The following is a 17,741-nucleotide window of genomic DNA, read 5'->3' as shown; positions in this document are numbered from 1 at the left end:
AGGGCCGGCGTGTTAGAACGGCCCAACACGGTGCCCAATGCCCACAACGCGCGGCCGTGGCTATCGTCGGAACCGCCAACTTCCAGCCAGTGACGTTGGTAATCCATAAAGTTACGGAAGCGTCCGGTTTCAGTATTGAAGGCATACCAAATAAAGGCGAGATAACGGGAGAACAGTTCTAAGGCCTCTTCGTTGCCAAGGGCTTCCAGGAGAACGCTCACCATCAGCGCGCGGGCGTTGTCGTCGGTGGTATAGCCCTCGCGATAGTTGGGCACCGTGAAAAGGGCATGTTGCAGTATGCCGGTTCCGTCCGTCATGTGGCGTAAGTGGTCCAGTTTGAGAGGGGGCAGTTCGCCCGGACGTTTGTCGAGCGGTTTGATTATGAAGCCAGGCGAGGTGAAATGCCGGCGTTCCGCCCGAGCGTGTTCAAAACTCTCCATATAGCGGCGCGCTACCTGCGGCCAGATCATCGCCCGCCCAAACACATAGGCCCGCTTGCGCATGGCGTGACGTTTAGCCTCATTATCCAACAGGTCAATCACCTGATCGGCCAGCGCCACCGGATCCCGGAACGGCACCAGCGCCCCCCGTCCTTTGGCTAACATCTCTTCCGCATACCAATACGGTGTCGAAATCACAGCCTTGCCCGCCCCCAGGGTGTAGGCGAGTGTGCCTGAGGTTACCTGCGCTGCGTTGAGATAGGGCGTGATGTAAATATCCGCCGCGCCAATAAACTCAACGAGTTTCTCCGAACTGACAAATCGGTTGTAGAAAATTACGTGCCCTTCCACGCCTTTCTCCTGAGCCAGCCATTGCAGGAACAGCCGATACGTTTCGCCTTCATTCCGCACTACGTGGGGATGGGTTGCGCCAAGGATGATGTACACCACGTTTGGGTGTCGGGCTAAAATAGCGGGCAGGGCGGCGATGACATTTTCGATCCCTTTGTTCGCCGAGAGCAAGCCGAAGCTAAGTAAGACGATTTTGCCCTCGACGCCAAACAGGTCTTTGTGAAAACTCGGGTCTACAAAGGGTACATCAGGGATGCCGTGGGGGATTAGATCAATCTTCTCCGGCAGCACACCATAGACCTCGTGCAAAAATTCCGCGCCGCGCTCACTCATGACGACCAACCGATTGGACAGGGCCGCGACTTCTTCCAACACCCGTCGCTGATCTGGGTCGGGGTCGTGCAGAATGGTATGCAGAGTCGTGACGATGGGCATGCGCAATTCACGTAATAGCGCCAGGATGTGGCTGCCTGCCAACCCGCCGAAGATGCCATATTCGTGTTGCAAGCACACGAGGTCAACGTTGTTGATATTCAGAAAGTCGGTGGCGCGGTGATACGAGTCAATATCTTTCTCAGTCAACTCAAACCGAACGCGGGTCGGATAGGCGTAACCAGCCTCGATATCATTGACCGGCAGGGCAATGCAGGTTGTTTGACTATATTGGGCGGCGATGGCCTCACACAAGTCGGTAGTAAATGTGGCGATGCCACACTGGCGCGGCAAGTAGTTGCCGATGAATGCCATGCGGTTAATCGTTGAATTGGTTGAACTGTGGTCCATGATGAACATCTCTTTTCTGGCAACCAGTTTACTTTTTAGTTACCTCTTGGTCCATTAACGCAAAGAGGCGGTTGCTCTCGTGACCGCCTCTGTCAGGGTTAATCTTAACCCGCTCTCCTTGCTCAATTTGCTGAGATAGATTCAATCAGTACACGACATTGTCTGAGATGTTGCATTTGAAGTATCTGTCTCACCTGCGAAGTGGCCGCCCAACGCCGAAGAGCGCGGTGGCGGCACGTCATCCGCACGAGTGATTTGTTATGCCCCTATTATTTCGTTTAGTCCTTCAATGACCTGGTCTAATTCTTCAGGATCTGCTTTGGCAATCATTTTTCCAATTCTCTCCACGGAAAAAGTCCGAATCTGACTTATTTTAACCCATGAACGTTTAGGCAAATCTACTGTTTTCAATTCAAGAGTGAGAGGAAACCCTGCACGTTGAGGCTGACTGGTAATAGCCACGGCAATAACAGTTCCAGAACGTTCATTAAAAATTTCGTAACTCAAAATTAAAACCGGTCGTAAGCCTGCCTGCTCACGGCCCCGCACAGGGTTTAAATCTGCCCACCTAATATCACCCCTCAGTATTCGGGCCATTGGCTCAAATCCTCAGTCATGCCTTCTTCCGCCATTGCCTTTTCAAAATCAAGATCAAGTTTGGAGCATTCTCTAGCTAAACGGGTACGTTTCAATCGTTTCAGTTTTTCTTCCACTGCTTCCTGTATGGCTTGACTGCGACTCTGAAAAATATGTGTACTGACAAGTCTATCTATATCTTCAATAAATTGTTCGTCTAATGTAATGGCAATTTTTGCTTTGCTCATAGCTCACCTTCAGTATTACATTATATCATACCACTGGATTTGTCAATATTTTTTATGGCAGGATTTATTGACATTAGGACCCAATATTATTTAGCGTTTCAATTGTCGTGTTTTTTTAGCATTTGAATTGTCGCAATTCTATCAAAAAGGGGGCGGCAGTCCGTCCCCTTTTTGAATAATTTGACATTGCCTCCTCTAACAATTATAGTTCACCAAAAGAGAATTACTATGCAGATGTTTTTGAAAGAAAATTACATCCGGTTAAAATATTATATTGAAAAATACAAATGGTGGTTTATTGGAGGGATTACCTCTTCAGTAATCTTTGACTCCTCAAGCCTTGTTATACCCTGGATACTGAAACTTTCTATTGAAAGTCTAAAAAACAACCTTGAACTCAAATCTGTCACAACCTATGCCTTGCTGATTATCTCAATTGCGCTGGCAGGAACTATTTTCAGAATAATTTCAAGATACCTTCTTTTTGGGGCAAGCCGTTACTTGGAAAATGACATAAGAGAGGACCTCTTCAGCCATCTCCAGAAGCAGTCCCCATCCTTTTATCAGAACAGAAAAACCGGAGACATAATTTCAAGAGCTACAAATGACCTCACTACTGTAAGGATGTTTATTGGCTTTGGAACACTCACTATCATCAGCACAGGATTTACATTTGTTTTTGCAATGATAGCAATGGCTGCACTAAGCTTAAAACTGACACTCCTGTCTCTTCTTCCCTACCCGGTAATCTTTTTTGTCGTAAAAAAAGTTACTCCAAAGATGTTTAAAATCTCAAAACTTGTGCAGGAACAGTTAGGTGATATCAGCTCTAAGGTGCAGGAGAATATGAGCGGAATCCAGGTTATAAAATCCTATGTTCAGGAAGAAAACGAGAAAAACAGTTTTCTGAAAATGAACCGTGAGTATTTAAAAAGCAAGATGAAAATAGTCACAATGATGGGAACACTTTTCCCACTGATGGGAACGCTCGGAGGTATCGGAACACTTATCATCCTCTGGCAGGGAGGAAGGATGGTTGTGTCAAATGAAATATCGCTGGGTGATTTTGTTGCATTCAACGGTTACCTCGCACTCTTAATCTGGCCTTCAATTGCGCTTGGATGGATATTTGCTCTCATCCAGAGAGGTCTTGCCTCATTTGAGCGAATCTGTGAAATCTTAAGAGAAGAACCAAAAATTGCTGACAACAACGAAACAATTGAACTTGAAACACTAAGCGGCAACATCGGAATTAAAAACCTGAGCTTTTCATATCCTGAGGACAGAAACGGCAACGGTTCTCCTGTTGAAGCATTAAAAAATATAAACCTAAACATATCAGAAGGAGAATCAATCGCAATAGTAGGAAGGACAGGGTCAGGGAAAAGCACGCTGGCAAAACTGCTTCTGCGTCTTTTTGAAGTTGAAAAAGAAAAGATTTTTATTGACGGAATTGACATCACAAAGCTCTCCCTAAATACTCTGAGAAAATCTGTAGGCTATGTTCCGCAGGAGTCATTTCTCTTCAATACAACCATTAGTGAAAATGTTGCCTATGCAGACGAGACAGAAAACAGCGAAAAACTCAAACAGGCATCTGATATAGCGGAGCTTTCAAAAGATGTTGACGGTTTCCCTGAAGGCTTCAGCACAATGATAGGCGAAAGAGGCGTTAACCTGTCAGGAGGACAGAAACAAAGAATCTGTCTTGCCCGGTCAATAATTTCTCCGGCATCTATTTTTATTTTTGACGACCCTATCTCAAGTGTTGATGCTGATACTGAAAAAGATATTTTGAAAAACTTAAAACAGATTATAGGAAGCAAAACCACTATTTTCATAACCCACCGTATTCAATCTATCAAAAATTCTGACAGAATAGTTGTTATGGAAAATGGAGAGATTCGCGAGATTGGAACTCACGAAGAACTTCTTGCTTTAAACGGAATATATTATGAACTCTACAACCAGCAACTGATAATGCAGGAATTGGAGGAGGTTGCGTGAAAGATGATTACACAGATTTTAAAAAAATTACACAGATTAAAAGGGATAAATTATTTTTTGTTGTCATTGCGAGCAATAGCAAAGCAATCTCCCTTTTCTCCCCCTTTAGAAAAGGGGGATAGAAGGGGATTTGAGATTGCCACGCTCCCTTCGGTAGCTCGCAATGACGAGCAGGTGCAAATTTTAAGGAATGTTGAACAATGAGTGAATATCATGGCAGTTTTGAGAAGTTTGATGATGACCTTCAGAATATGAAAATCTATGATCTGAAGCTTTTGAAACAAATATGGGGCTATTTCTCGCCTTATAAAATGCTGATTTTTCTTTCGCTCTTGATACTACCATTAATAGCTGTACTCATGCTCTCCCAGCCTTATATTATCAAGCTCGCAATTGACAGGCATATTATCAAAGGAAACTTGAAAGGAATAAACTTCTTAGCACTCGCCTTTCTTGGTGCTCTTATAACCCAGTATCTTTTAACCTTTGCCCAGCAGTATATCCTCCAGTTAGCAGGACAAAGAGTTATCCAGGACCTGAGAATCAAACTTTTCACCCATCTTCAGAAAATGCCATATTCTTTTTTTGACAAAAATCCTGTCGGAGGGCTTGTCTCAAGGGTCACAAACGATGTTGAATCGCTGAGCGAAATGTTTACTGCAGGAATAGCAGGATTTGCCGGAGACTTTTTTATTCTTATTGGAATCATGATAGTGATGTTGAAAATGAATAGAGAACTTGCGCTTGTAACGTTTACAGTTGTCCCTCTTCTTGCCATTGTTGCCGTAATCTTCAGAACTAAATCAAGGGAAGCCAACAGAGTAATAAGAACAAAACTTTCTGACCTCTACTCATTCCTTAATGAGAACATAACAGGCTCTGAAACAGTAAAGCTCTTTAACAGGGAAAAGAAAAATTTCAGGCAGTTTCAGAAGATAAACAATGAATATCTCGCTCCAAACATCAAATCAGTTTATTACGATTCATTCCTCTACGCCTTTGTCGAGCTCATTGGTTCAATTGCTGTTGCCCTCATTATCTGGTTTGGAGGAGGGCAGATAATAAAACAGACCCTTACATTCGGAGTCCTTGTCGCCTTTATAGAATATATTGAAAAGTTTTTCAGGCCCATCAGGGACCTTTCAACAAAATATGCCATTATGCAGCAGGCAATGGCATCTTCTGAAAGAATATTTAACCTGATGGAAGAGAAAGAAGAGGTTTTTACTGAAAAGAAAAAACCGGACAGCCTTGAGGGTGGGATAGTTTTTAAAAATGTTTATTTCTCATATACCCCTGATAACTATGTCCTTAAAGATATCAGTTTCAGGATAAACCCGGGTGAAAAAATTGCAATTGTTGGAGCAACAGGTGCTGGAAAATCAACGATAATAAAACTTCTGAGCAGATTTTATGACATTGAAAAAGGCGTGATAAAGCTTGATGGAACTGATATCAGGGAATTTGATAAACTCTGGCTGCGAAAGCAGATTAGCATAGTGCTTCAGGATGTTTTTCTGTTTTCAGGTGATATAATGAGCAATATCAGGCTTGGTGAAATATCCATAAAGGATGATGAAGTAATCGAAGCATGCAAACTTGTCAATGCCCACAACTTCATTTCAAAACTCCCGGAAGGATACTATGAGCCTGTAAAAGAGTTGGGCAAAAATTTATCTTCAGGAGAAAAACAGCTTCTCTTATTTGCAAGAGCTCTGGTCTTTAACCCTAAAATTCTTATCCTTGATGAAGCAACTTCAAGCGTTGATACAGTAACTGAAAGCATGATACAGGAAGCCCTTTTTAAACTAATGGAGGGAAGGACTTCAATAATAATAGCCCATCGCCTTTCAACCATCCAACGCGCTGACAGGATAATAGTCCTGCACAAGGGAATGGTAAAGGAGATTGGAACCCACAGGGAACTTTTAAACCTTGGAGGAATATATAACAAACTGTATGAGCTTCAGTATAAGTACCATCTTGAGGAGAGAGCTTCTTTGAATTTATAATTAAGGTTCAGACGATTCTATTTTCTGTCATTCCTACCTACCTGTCGGCAGACAGGCGAAAGCAGGAATCCAGATCTTTGACATTAGCTTCTTTTTTTCTTCTCCTTCTTCTCAAGCTCACGGAATATGGTATCCCGCACAACATCATATTTTGCAGGAAGCTCTACCGGAAGGTTTGCATAATGAGGCTCTATATTTTTAAGCCTGCTTTCATGGTAGTTGAGCTTGAACTCAGTGAACTTCAAGCCGTGGGCAGTGGATATGACAATTACCCTTTCATTTGGTTTTATGGCTTTCTTTTTAATAAGCTTGAGTAATACTGCTAAAGCAACACCTGTATGAGGGCAATTAAAAAGCCCTGTTCTGTCAGCCCTTGCTGAAGCATCAGCTAACTCCTGCTCAGAAGCCTGCTCAACAATTCCGTTAAACTCCTTCAGCACCTTAACAGCCTTTTTAAAACTCACCGGATTTCCTATCTGGATAGCGCTTGCAAGGGTTTTTTTTGCATGAATAGGCTTAAACTCATCAAAACCCTTTAAATAACTCAGGTACAATGGGTTTGCTTTTTCTGCCTGAGCGCATACAATTCTTGGAAGTTTTTTTATCATCCACAAATCTCTCATAAGTAAAAATCCCTTGCCAAGGGCGCTGACATTTCCAAGATTTCCTCCTGGAATTATAATCCAGTCAGGAACTTCCCAGTCAAACTGCTGGACAAGTTCAATGCTTACTGTCTTCTGTCCTTCAATTCTCAGGGAATTCATAGAATTTGCCAGATATATATTGTTCTTCCTGCATACTTCCTGAACTATCTTCATGCATCCATCAAAATCAGTATCAAGCGAAAGAGTCAGCGCACCGTTTGCGATTGGCTGAATCAGCTGGGCGTTGGAAACTTTATTCCTTGGAAGAAAAACAACTGCCTGAATTCCGGCAGCAGCAGCATAAGCAGCTAAAGCGGCTGAGGTATCTCCTGTTGAAGCGCATGCAACAGCAGTAATCTTTTTTCCTTCTGATATCATCTGCTTCACCATTGAAACAAGCACAGTCATTCCCAAATCTTTAAAAGAACCCGTATGGCTGTTTCCGCACTGTTTCACCCAAAGGTCTTCCACCCCTATTTCTTTTCCTAAACGTTCAGCCCAGAATACATTGCTGTTACCTTCATACATGGAAACTATATTACTGTTCTCCAGATTGGGGCAGACCATTTCTTTTTTACCCCACACACCGCTTCCATAGGGCCATTTGCCCCTGCGATACCTCTCGTCAAAAAGCTTCATCCACTGCCATGCGCTTCTCTTCTTTAGCTTATTCATATCGTGCCTTACGCTGAGAAGATCCCCACATTTGGGGCAGTTATAAATTATCTCATTTAACTCATACTTCCCTTCACAATCATTTATACACTGAAACCATGCCCTGTATTCCATATTTATTCACTTCTTTCATAAATGTGATTACACAGATTTAAATCCCCCCACCACCCCCCTTTACTAAAGGGGGGACTAAGAGGGGATTTTCTGTGTAATCTCTTATTTGATCGCTGTAATCATAAAAAAGACTTTCATGGTTTTTTTAAAAACTCTTTTTGAAGCCTTCCTAATAACTCTTCTCTCTTATCATAAAGTCTCTTGTGCTTTCGTGGCTTTGCCTTTGATAGAACATAACTGGTAATAACTGGCAAAGCTACTGTAAAATCAATATATGCGACTACTGCATCGGGCAGCATCTCTTCATCAACTTTTCCCCAACTGACTGCTTCAGAAGGAGTTGCCCCTGACAGCCCTCCTGTATCAGCCCTTGCATCTGTTATCTGCATAAAATAATCATGTCCCTTTTCATCAAGCTTCAGGACCTCCTGTATCTGAGGCTCAGTCTGAAGCATAAAATTCTTTGGCGCCCCGCCTCCCACAATCAATACCGCACTCTTACCCTTTGCTCTCTTAGCATCAAGAACTATTGCTGCAGTCTCATTTACATCCAGAAAGGGACAAACTCTCAGCTTTCCTCCTGAAAGAATAACCTCTGCAATGTTCATTCCTATTGAGCTGTCTCCTGGAGAAGGCGTGTATACCGGAACTCCATACTGGTAAGCAGATGAGAGAAGAGTTGGTATTTTTATCCCGAGAGCTTTTTCACGCTCAAAAAGATATTTCCCTATAAGATAATGCAGCTCTGCTGTACCCATCTCTTTCTGGAATTCTGGCAACCTGAGAATCTCACGGTAAAACCTGTCTGTAGAAAGAAGGACATCATAGTCAAATATTATGTCATAGATTCTGACTATTTTTTCATTTTTAAGTTCTGTGTCGTCTAAAAACGGGCTCCCCTGCCTGAGTTCAAGGTTCAATCCAAAGTGTGTATCGTGGTAGAGGTTTGCACCTGTTGAAGTTATCCAGTCAACAAACCCGCTTTTAATGAGAGGAACTACAACAGACCTGCCAAGTCCTGCAGGAGTCAATGCCCCTGAAAGACTGAGTCCTACAGTTACATCTTTCTTTAAAACCTTTTTTGTAAGAAGCTGGCATATCTCCTTTATCCTCTTGCTGTTATAAGCAAGAAAATATTTATCAACAAGTTCTGAAACATTCAAGTCCCCTTGAATAGGTTCAGGATTTATTATCTCACTTTTTAAAAAATATTTTCTTGAATTACCCATTTTCTCCATTTCCACAATTATAGATTATTGAACCAAGCCACAAAGTTGCTTTTTGAAATGAGTGTTAAAATATTATAAATAATTTTTTTTAAGTCAAGAGAAAGTTATTTCTTGTTGACATCAAGAGTTATTTTTTTTATTTTAATTCCAATTTTTCAAAGGAAAAATTCTGTGCGGTTGCCAAAATTTGATTATCACTGCCCTGAAACTGTCAGGGAAGCGTGTTCTGTCCTGAAAGAACATAAGGGAAATGCAAAAATCCTTGCAGGAGGAACTGACCTTCTTGTGGCAATGAAACAAAGGGCAAAAAAACCTGCCCATCTTGTGAGCCTTAGAAAAATAAAAGAACTGAAGGGATTTGAATATCTCTCAGGAAAAGGGCTTAAGATAGGTCCCATGTCAACATTGCAATCAGTTGCAAAAGCTGATATAATCATCAAAAAATATCCTATTCTTTCCTTAGCAGCGGACTCTGTTGCTTCCCAGCAAATCAGAAATACGGGAACCATAGGTGGAAACATCTGTCTTGATTCCAGATGCTGGTACTATAACCAGACACAGCTTTGGAGAGACGCAAAACCTCTTTGCTTTAAAACCAAAGGTTCTGTCTGCCATGTAATAAAAGGAAGCAATAGGTGTAACGCTGTATTCTCATCAGATACTGCCACTGCCTTGATGGCGCTTAATGCAAAAGTAAAAATTTTAAATTCTGAAGGAACATCTAAAACAATCCCTCTTGATGAGTTCTACTCCAAAACAGGAGAACCTGTAAATATACTCAAAGAAGATGAAATACTGACTGAAATCCTTATTCCTGAAGATTCACAGGATGGAAAAAGCTCTTTTTCCCGTCTCGCTTTCAGGGATGGAATTGAATACCCCATTGCAAATACAGCTATTAAAATTACCCTTGAAAATAATAAAGTTTGCAGGGATGCAAGAATTGTTACCGGTGCAGTAACTTCATTCCCAATAAGAACAACAGAGGCTGAGAACATGCTAAAGGGGAAAAAAATCAGTGCTGATTTAATCAATGAAGTCGCAAAAGCTGCATCAAAGGAGATAAAAGTAATTCCATACCTATGGGCATCCCCTTCTTACAAAAGAAAGATGGCAGAAACATTGGTAAAGAGAGGGATAGAGAAGGTTTTGGATTTCATTTGAAATTTGAGCTTTGAACTTTGAAATTCATTTGTAATTAGCTGGAGAATAAGAAAGGTGTAGTTATTGTGAAAAGGTTAATTAAATTAAAAGTTAATGGGGATATTTACGAAGTCGCTATTGAGCCAAGCAGAACCCTTCTTGAGGTCCTTCGCGAAAACCTGCAGTACACCGGAACAAAAAAGAGCTGTGAAACTGGAACATGCGGGGCATGTACTGTGCTTATTAATGGAGTTCCTGTACTTTCCTGCCTTGTTTTGGCTTTTGAAGCAGAGGGAATGGACATTCTGACCATTGAAGGCATTTCAGAAAAAGGTTCTTTGCATCCGATTCAGGAGTCTTTTATAAAACATGGAGCAATACAGTGCGGTCATTGTACGCCAGGAATGATAATGTTAGTAAAAGGACTCCTTGATAAAAATCCCATGCCCAATAGAGACGAGATAAAAAAAGCCCTTGCAGGTAATTTCTGCCGCTGCACCGGCTATAAGAAAATATTTGAAGCGGTAGAAGCAGTGAGTGAGGGAAAGTAGTGTAATCTGGAAAATTTAAAGGATAAATTGCGTGTTTTAAGTTTCACCTTTCACTCATGGAAATAAATTATGTAGAAACAGGTCTTTAGACCTGTTAATCTATTTTATAAAAAAAATTAACACACCTAAAGGTGTGTTTCTACATTACTTTTTTAGATTTTGTTATGAGTAGGGGCGAACCTCGTGTTCGCCCAAAAACGGGCAGAAACCTGCCTGTCCACAAGATTATTTTAGAGGAAACAATAAGGAGGAACTCCTGAGTGGCAATCAAATCTGACAAATACTCTGTAGTTGGCAAACGCCTGCCAAGGGTGGATGCTGCAGTAAAAGCAACAGGAGAGGCAAAGTTTTCTGAAGACATAATCCTTCCGGGAATGCTTTTTAGCAAAATTCTGAGAAGCCCTCACGCCCATGCCAAGATTCTCAACATAGATATATCAAGGGCTGAAAAGCTTCAGGGAGTCAAAGCCATTTTACTGAATAAAGATACTGAAGGGATTTATGCTGGTCCTGATGAAACAGTTTTGGCAAGCGATAAAGTCAGGTTCATCGGAGATGAGGTCGCTGCTGTAGCTGCTGTTGATGAAAATACAGCAATAGAAGCCTTAGAATTAATAAAGGTGGATTATGAACCTCTTCCTGCTGTTTTTGACATGGAAGAAGCCCTTAAAAAGGAATCTCCAAAAGTTCATGAGTTTTACGATGATAACATACCAGACAATATAAACATATCTTTCGGAAATGTTGAAGAGGGGTTTGCCGAGTCTGAATATGTGAGAGAGGACAGGTTTGTAATTTATCCAACCCATAGCTGTTTCTCAGAGCATCATATGTGCATTGCCCACTTTGATTCTTCCGAAAAGTTATCAATCTGGACACCAATCCAATCTACCCATTTTATCCAGAAAAATATGGCTTCAAATTTTAAACTATCTGAGAACAGGGTCAGAATCATAACTCAAAATGTGGGTGGCGCTTTCTGCGGAAGAGGAAGCGACCGCTCATATCATTACATTGCAGCCATGCTCTCAAAGAAAACCGGAAGACCTGTAAGGCTAAGGTTTTCAAGCGATGAAGAATTTCTTGTCTACAGGGGAGGAGGAAAATATTTAATAGACCTTAAAACCGGCGTTAAAAAAGACGGCACTCTTTGCGCAGTGCACAGTAATTTTACCATAGATTCCGGAGCATATCTTGCCACACAGTTTATAGTTCTGAGGTTCCTTGCCATTAATCTCCAGATGCTTTATAAAATAAAAGGCACTAAATGCGAGGGAAAACTTGTTTACACAAATAACCATCCATACTTCTTCCACCACGGTGCAGGTATGGTTGCGCAGCGATTTGCCTTTGGAAGCCAGATTGACCAGATTGCGCAGGATTTAGGAATTGACCCGGTAGAGATTAATCTGAAAAATGCTGTTACAAAAGGATATACGACTCCAAGCAAGATGCATTACGCAAGCTGTGGTTTGACTGAATGTATTAAAAAAGCTGCAAAGAAAAGCAACTGGAAAAAGAAATATGGCAAACTTCCAAAATTAAGAGGCATTGGCATTGGATGCGGGATGATTCGTTCCGGTGGCAAGGGAATGTTTTTATATGACACGTCCGCAGCTTTTCTTAAAATTCAGGAAGATGGCACAGTACATCTGTTCACAGGGCTTCCGGATATGGGACAGGGTTCATATACAGCCATGGCTCAAATAGCTGCTGAAACCCTTGGAATAAGGCTTGAGGATATTCAGGTTGTTGCAGGAGATACAGACATCACTCCCCTTGATATAGGCGCAATTTCCCAAAGGGGAACATTTACAACAGGAAACGCAGTCAAAAAAGCCGCTCTGGATGCCAAAAAGCAGATTGCAAAAATTGCTGCGGAAAAATTAGCGGTAAAACAAGGAGATCTGCTCTTCAGAAATGGGAAAATCTCATCTAAAAAGAATCCTGATAAAACAATGAACTTTTCTGATGCTGTTAGTGAAGCCCTTAACTCGGCTGAGGGAAGATACATAATGGGTAAGGGATTTTACAATCCTCCAATTCAGGCAGCAGACCCTAAAACCCTTGAAGGCAACTCTTCAATGGCTTACTCCTTTGGCGCACAGATTGCTGAGGTCGAAGTTGACCCGGAGACCGGATTTGTAAAATTATTAAAGATGACTGCTGCCCACGATGTAGGCTTTGCCATTAATCCAATGGCAGTTGAAGGACAAATTGAGGGCCAGGTTTTTTCTGGTATGGGACAAACCCTTTATGAAGAATGTTTAATGGACAATGGCGTGGTAATGAATCCGTCTTTTCTTGATTACAGAACTCCAAGGCCAATTGAAATGCCTGACATAGAGACAATAATTGTTGAAACAAATGACCCCTATGGTCCTTTTGGAGCAAAGGAAGTTGGACAGGGTCCGATTCAGTGCACCTCTCAGGCAATTGCCAACGCTGTTTCAAACGCAATTGGCGTCAGGATAAAAGAGATTCCCATCACCCCTGAAAGAGTTTTAAAGGCATTAGAAAGCAAAACCGGCAGGTAAGTTATTTATTGATTTTGAAGGAAAACTCCATCACTCTTTCAGCTTCTTCTATATCCACTGAAAGCCTGATTTCATCCTTTGCTGTCTTAAGCACCTGTGGAAAATATAGATATCCGCTAACTTCCCTGTGAGGGAGGATATCCATTGGCAGATGAGTATAATAATCTTCTCTGTAATACGGAGAAGTATATGGTCTATATGGATTATAATATCCATAGTAATAGTAATAATCATAAGGATAAAACATTCTCCCATAGTAGGGGCTATAAGGACCATAGGGATAAAAAGGATAGTCAAAAAATGGATTGTAAAATGGGTCATAAAATGGATAGATAAACACATAACCCCTCTTCTTCCCTTTAGAATCATCCTTCACAACTTTCCATCCATTTTCTTTAACTAAAAATACTCCATTATTTTTATTTACCAATACCTTTCTGTTATTACCTATAAATCTTCCATCCCATTTAGCTAATTGGAAAGGCTTATTATGTTCAACGCTTCCAATAACCTCTTTTATGGAAAAAGGTTTGTAAATATTATTTGCTTCATCTTTTATTGTGAAATTTCCGTATTCAAGGCTGATTATTTTATCTGTATTATTCTTTATTATCAAAAATACAGGAGTATATTTGTCAAATTTTGTAAATTTACTCATTCCTCCATCCACAGATACTTTAATCCCTCGCGATTCTTGCTCAACCATTAGACCAGAAGGTGAAATTTTTATTTCAGGATTACCTTTAGGCACCAGATGGACAGCACAGCCAGTTAAATAAATTATTAAAATTATTGATAAAACATTTTCTTTCTTCATGGCTAGTTTCGCTTTATTAATTATACATAAAATATTTTTTTAGTTTTGTCCAGACCATGGTCATGTCCCTTTCAATTGTTGAAGTAGGAAGCGACCTCGGTTAGACTTAATTAACTGAATTAACTGAAAACCAAAATTTACCTGCCTGCCGCAGGCAGGGAGGAGGTCGCTCCTGCCTGTGCGTGGCACGCAGACAGGTCTATGGAGAAAAGATATCGTAAGATGGCAAAAAAGGCAAATGGAAAGAAAAGTTCATTTATTTCTTGACTAAATTTTAAGGAAAGGTTACAAAAATATTGGAATTTTAGAAGTTTTTGACGTTTATGAGACCACAAAGACTTTTGCCTTTGTGGTCTTTTTTTTGTTATGGCTTTCTAAGATTTTAATTTACAGTAAAGGAGGTTGAAGAAATGGCACAAGGAACAGTGAAGTGGTTTAACGACAGCAAAGGCTTTGGATTCATTACAAATGAAGATGGAAATGACGCTTTTGTCCACCATACTTCTGTACAGGGTGATGGATTTAAAACTCTTGCAGAGGGCGACAAGGTCAGTTTTGACATTGAAAAAGGCCCAAAAGGTCCCAAAGCAATCAATGTAGCAAAGCTATAATTGAATGAAAATTCCTCCCTGCTCTTGCAGCAGGGGGGGGATTTTATTTTTTCTTCTTTTTTCTCTCCTCACTCCGCATCTGAAACAATCATAGCGGTTATCTGTTTTTCTCGTTTATCTGTTGACTGGGAAAAGATTCGGGTAATATAATTTATCTTGAATCTGTTATTGGTGGTATTAACTGCGAGGCAGATTGAAATAAATCTGTCCCTTTTTAATTTCTATTAAGGAGGAAAGTCATGGCTGAAAGTATTTATAAGATTATCGAACTGGTAGGAACAATTGAAAAATCATGGGAAGCAGCTGCAAAAAATGCAGTGGAGATCGCAAGCAAAACTCTTAAAAACATAAGAATCGCTGAGATTATGAAACCTGTCGTCAAAGAGTTACTGAATTATCAAGCTAGTACAACGGTTCCATTATTTCCACTTATTTAATTTCTTTGAATTGTCAAGGGTAGTTTCAGTTTTTGCATGACTGCGATGGACATCTTCCTACTCCTCATCATACAAAATCCACGACAGCCCAAGCTTCCGCAATATCCTCAAAATCAACTTTGCTTTTTCCACATCTTTTGATGCCACAGCATCTGCCTTTGCAATAACTTTACCATCTAAAGTTACTGTAACAACGCCCGCCTTAACCCCTTTTTTTACCGGTGCAGTCAACTGGGACACACCTGAAAACTTTTTTTCTACCCTCTTCTCATCCTTTTTCTTAACAACAGCAAATACATCCTTTGGCACTTCAACCTTAACTTTTTTTGCCTCGCCATTCTCAACAGGAACATCTCCGACAATCTCGCCTTTTTTAAAGGCTGTTATTTTTCTGAAAAAATTAAACCCGTAATCAAGAAGCCTTTTTGTCTCTGCAAATCTTTCTTTGTTGCTTTCCGCGCCAAGCACAACAGATATCAGCCTTCTCTCCCCTCTCTTGGCAGTAGCAACAAGACAGAACCCAGCCTCTTCTGTATATCCTGTTTTAAACCCGTCCATGCCATCATATTTTTCTATCAATTTGTTGGTGTTAGTCAGGGTAAACTTCCCGCCCCTGAATTTTTCCTGCCGAATCGAACACCACTGCAATATAGCAGGGTATTTAATAAGCTCTCTTGCCACTAAAGAGAGATCATAGGCAGATGTAAGGTTCTGTTCAGTCTCTCCCCTTTCAGGAGGAAGCCCATGTGTATTTACAAAATGGCTGTCCTTCATTCCAAGCTCTTTTGCCCTTTCATTTATTGTTTCAACAAAAGCCTCTTCACTTCCGTCTATAAACTCTGCCACTGCATAAGAAGCGTCATTTGCTGAGGCTATTGTAATTGCTTTCATCATCTCTTCCAATGGAAAGACTTCACCCTCCTGAAGGAAAACCTGAGAGCCTCCCATCTGAGCAGCATAGCTGCTGACTTTCACCTCGTCTGTCAGTTTGACCTTTCCCTCTTTTACTCTTTCCATGACCACAAGCATTGTTATTAGTTTCACAATGCTTGCAGGTGGAAGTTTTTCATGAGGATTTTTTTCAAACAGTATCTGCCCTGTTTCAGCCTCAACAAGGATTGATGACTTGACTGGAAGGTCTTCAGCCGCTCCTACAAAATTTTTAGAAACCAAAGGTTTTGAAGAAGCAATACGCGGTTTGGAAACCTTTTTCTGTTTCCTTGTCTTCTTCGCCTCTGTAAAGTTGAAAAACGAAAAAAGAAATATTCCTGCAAGCAATAATGAAAATAACTTTTTATATCTTCTCACCTAAACCCTCCATAATTAGTCTTATGTTAAAAAAAAATTTGCGCATATATACGCCTTTGACTCTCAAGTTGTCAAGCATCATAAGATATTATTTTTTTACCTTGACTTAGACAATTGTAATTTAATATACATTCTCCCAATCCCAAACAACAAAACTCAACAGGTTGACCGAGAATGTCATTTAAACTTTGTTTTTGTGATTAAAATTTCAAAAGAAAGGATTTATTGATTTGCACCCAACTCTTTTCTCCATCGGACCGCTAAAGATTCACACCTATGGCGTATTGATTGCTTTTGGAATACTTCTTGCCCTTTTTTATTTATCAAAACAGGCAAAATATAACGGATTGGGCTACCAGAAGATTCTGGACATAACTATATATTTGGTCCTCTCAGGAATTTTAGGGGCAAGAATTTTTTATGTAATTATTGAATACAGGAATTTTGAAGGTGACATTCTTGGAATCTTTAAAATCTGGGAAGGAGGGCTGGTCTTTTACGGTGGATTTCTAACTGCATTTGCAACAGGATATTTTTTAATAAAAAAGAATAAATTGCCAATATGGAAAACCCTTGACCTTTTTGCTCCGGCAATTCCTCTTGCCCACACATTAGGAAGATTCGGTTGTTTCTTTGCCGGATGCTGCTACGGAAAAGAGACAAATATCCTATGGGCAGTAACATTTAAAAATCCGGATTCCCTTGCCCAGCCCGTGCTGAATATTCCTGTTCATCCAACACAGATTTATGAATCTCTTTCAAATTTTATTATATTTCTTTTTCTCAACTGGTTTCAAAAATTTAAAAAATTTGATGGCCAGATAGCATGGACATATATAATCCTTTATTCAGTAATGCGGTTTACGGTTGAATTCTTCAGGGGTGATGAAAGAGGGTTTGTTTTAAATGGATTATTATCCACTTCCCAGCTCATAAGCCTTATATTGATAGTTTTTGCAATCTTCATGATGACAATAATGAGGAAAAAGAAATTAGCTGGGAAAAACGATTAAAATATAACTTTATAAATTTTATTTTTCATCTTTCATATCTTCTATAAAGTTATTTCAAATATAAAAATCTAAATTGTAGAAACAGACCTTCAGGTCTGTTATTAACAAGCCTAAAGGCTTGTTTCTACATTTTTAGGAATAAAAATAGATATAATGGATTACTTTTAATTTCATGTTAAAGCCAAGTCAATATGTCAGTTAACTGCCGAGTAAAAATGTCAGTAACGGTATAAAGTTTATTTTGA

Annotated in this window: 14 protein-coding genes and 1 pseudogene (1 of these 15 running past the window's edge); 8 read left to right on the top strand and 7 right to left on the bottom strand. The window is 40.3% G+C overall.

Going from position 1 to position 17,741, the window contains the following annotated elements; genetic code table 11:
- The 3 genes and pseudogenes from A3H37_02415 to A3H37_02405 all read right to left on the bottom strand — a co-directional run.
- Positions 1 to 1,574 (bottom strand): annotated as a pseudogene (locus A3H37_02415) (glycosyl transferase family 1); it reaches 599 nt to the left of the window's first position.
- Between the two features lie 258 nt (positions 1,575 to 1,832).
- A complete protein-coding gene (locus A3H37_02410) occupies positions 1,833 to 2,171 on the bottom strand; it encodes a MazF family transcriptional regulator (GenBank protein OGL49543.1) in 339 nt (112 codons plus the stop codon).
- Entirely contained in the window at positions 2,156 to 2,398 is a 243-nt protein-coding gene (locus A3H37_02405) for a CopG family transcriptional regulator (GenBank protein ID OGL49542.1), read from the bottom strand. Before A3H37_02405 ends, A3H37_02410 begins: the two co-directional genes overlap by 16 nt.
- Before the next feature lie 234 nt (positions 2,399 to 2,632).
- On the opposite strand from A3H37_02405, the gene A3H37_02400 reads away from it, so the two are divergent.
- Positions 2,633 to 4,405 carry a hypothetical protein gene (locus A3H37_02400; GenBank protein OGL49561.1) on the top strand — a complete coding sequence of 591 codons (1,773 nt, stop codon included), beginning with the start codon at positions 2,633 to 2,635 and terminating at the stop codon, positions 4,403 to 4,405.
- A 251-nt stretch (positions 4,406 to 4,656) separates the two neighbouring features.
- A complete protein-coding gene (locus tag A3H37_02395; GenBank protein OGL49560.1) occupies positions 4,657 to 6,417 on the top strand; it encodes an antibiotic ABC transporter ATP-binding protein in 1,761 nt (586 codons plus the stop codon).
- Between the two features lie 83 nt (positions 6,418 to 6,500).
- Here the strand turns inward: A3H37_02395 and A3H37_02390 are convergent, their stop codons facing one another.
- Both A3H37_02390 and A3H37_02385 read right to left on the bottom strand, forming a co-directional pair.
- On the bottom strand, positions 6,501 to 7,850 hold the full coding sequence (locus tag A3H37_02390; protein OGL49541.1) for a threonine synthase: 1,350 nt from the start codon (positions 7,848 to 7,850) through the stop codon (positions 6,501 to 6,503).
- Between the two features lie 134 nt (positions 7,851 to 7,984).
- Positions 7,985 to 9,079: a deoxyhypusine synthase gene (locus tag A3H37_02385; protein ID OGL49540.1), complete on the bottom strand. Its 1,095-nt coding sequence runs from the start codon at positions 9,077 to 9,079 to the stop codon at positions 7,985 to 7,987.
- Positions 9,080 to 9,190: 111 nt separating this feature from the next.
- Here A3H37_02385 and A3H37_02380 point away from each other — a divergent pair, with 111 nt between their 5' ends.
- The 3 genes from A3H37_02380 to A3H37_02370 all read left to right on the top strand — a co-directional run bounded on the left by A3H37_02380 (position 9,191) and on the right by A3H37_02370 (position 13,310).
- Positions 9,191 to 10,243: a hypothetical protein gene (locus A3H37_02380; protein OGL49539.1), complete on the top strand. Its 1,053-nt coding sequence runs from the start codon at positions 9,191 to 9,193 to the stop codon at positions 10,241 to 10,243.
- A 65-nt stretch (positions 10,244 to 10,308) separates the two neighbouring features.
- Positions 10,309 to 10,773 (top strand): (2Fe-2S)-binding protein, encoded by a 465-nt coding sequence (locus A3H37_02375; GenBank protein OGL49538.1) that lies wholly within the window; start codon positions 10,309 to 10,311, stop codon positions 10,771 to 10,773.
- A gap of 266 nt (positions 10,774 to 11,039) precedes the next feature.
- Positions 11,040 to 13,310 (top strand): hypothetical protein, encoded by a 2,271-nt coding sequence (locus tag A3H37_02370; GenBank protein ID OGL49559.1) that lies wholly within the window; start codon positions 11,040 to 11,042, stop codon positions 13,308 to 13,310.
- Position 13,311: 1 nt separating this feature from the next.
- Here A3H37_02370 and A3H37_02365 read toward each other — a convergent pair whose 3' ends face one another.
- Positions 13,312 to 14,127 carry a hypothetical protein gene (locus A3H37_02365; GenBank protein OGL49537.1) on the bottom strand — a complete coding sequence of 272 codons (816 nt, stop codon included), beginning with the start codon at positions 14,125 to 14,127 and terminating at the stop codon, positions 13,312 to 13,314.
- A gap of 410 nt (positions 14,128 to 14,537) precedes the next feature.
- On the opposite strand from A3H37_02365, the gene A3H37_02360 reads away from it, so the two are divergent.
- Positions 14,538 to 14,738 carry a cold-shock protein gene (locus A3H37_02360; GenBank protein OGL49536.1) on the top strand — a complete coding sequence of 67 codons (201 nt, stop codon included), beginning with the start codon at positions 14,538 to 14,540 and terminating at the stop codon, positions 14,736 to 14,738.
- Positions 14,739 to 14,977: 239 nt separating this feature from the next.
- A complete protein-coding gene (locus tag A3H37_02355) occupies positions 14,978 to 15,175 on the top strand; it encodes a hypothetical protein (protein ID OGL49535.1) in 198 nt (65 codons plus the stop codon).
- Between the two features lie 57 nt (positions 15,176 to 15,232).
- On the opposite strand, the gene A3H37_02350 is transcribed toward A3H37_02355, so the two are convergent.
- Entirely contained in the window at positions 15,233 to 16,366 is a 1,134-nt protein-coding gene (locus A3H37_02350; protein OGL49558.1) for a hypothetical protein, read from the bottom strand.
- Between the two features lie 347 nt (positions 16,367 to 16,713).
- On the opposite strand from A3H37_02350, the gene A3H37_02345 reads away from it, so the two are divergent.
- Complete coding sequence (locus tag A3H37_02345; protein ID OGL49534.1) at positions 16,714 to 17,496, top strand: prolipoprotein diacylglyceryl transferase; 783 nt, start codon at positions 16,714 to 16,716, stop codon at positions 17,494 to 17,496.
- Positions 17,497 to 17,741 lie beyond the last annotated feature (245 nt).

The sequence above is a fragment of the Candidatus Schekmanbacteria bacterium RIFCSPLOWO2_02_FULL_38_14 genome, assembly GCA_001790855.1.
GTDB lineage: Bacteria > Schekmanbacteria > GWA2-38-11 > GWA2-38-11 > GWA2-38-11 > 2-02-FULL-38-14-A.
The sequence above is the reverse complement of the archived record's forward strand: the minus strand, read 5'-3'. Positions and strand labels throughout refer to the sequence as shown.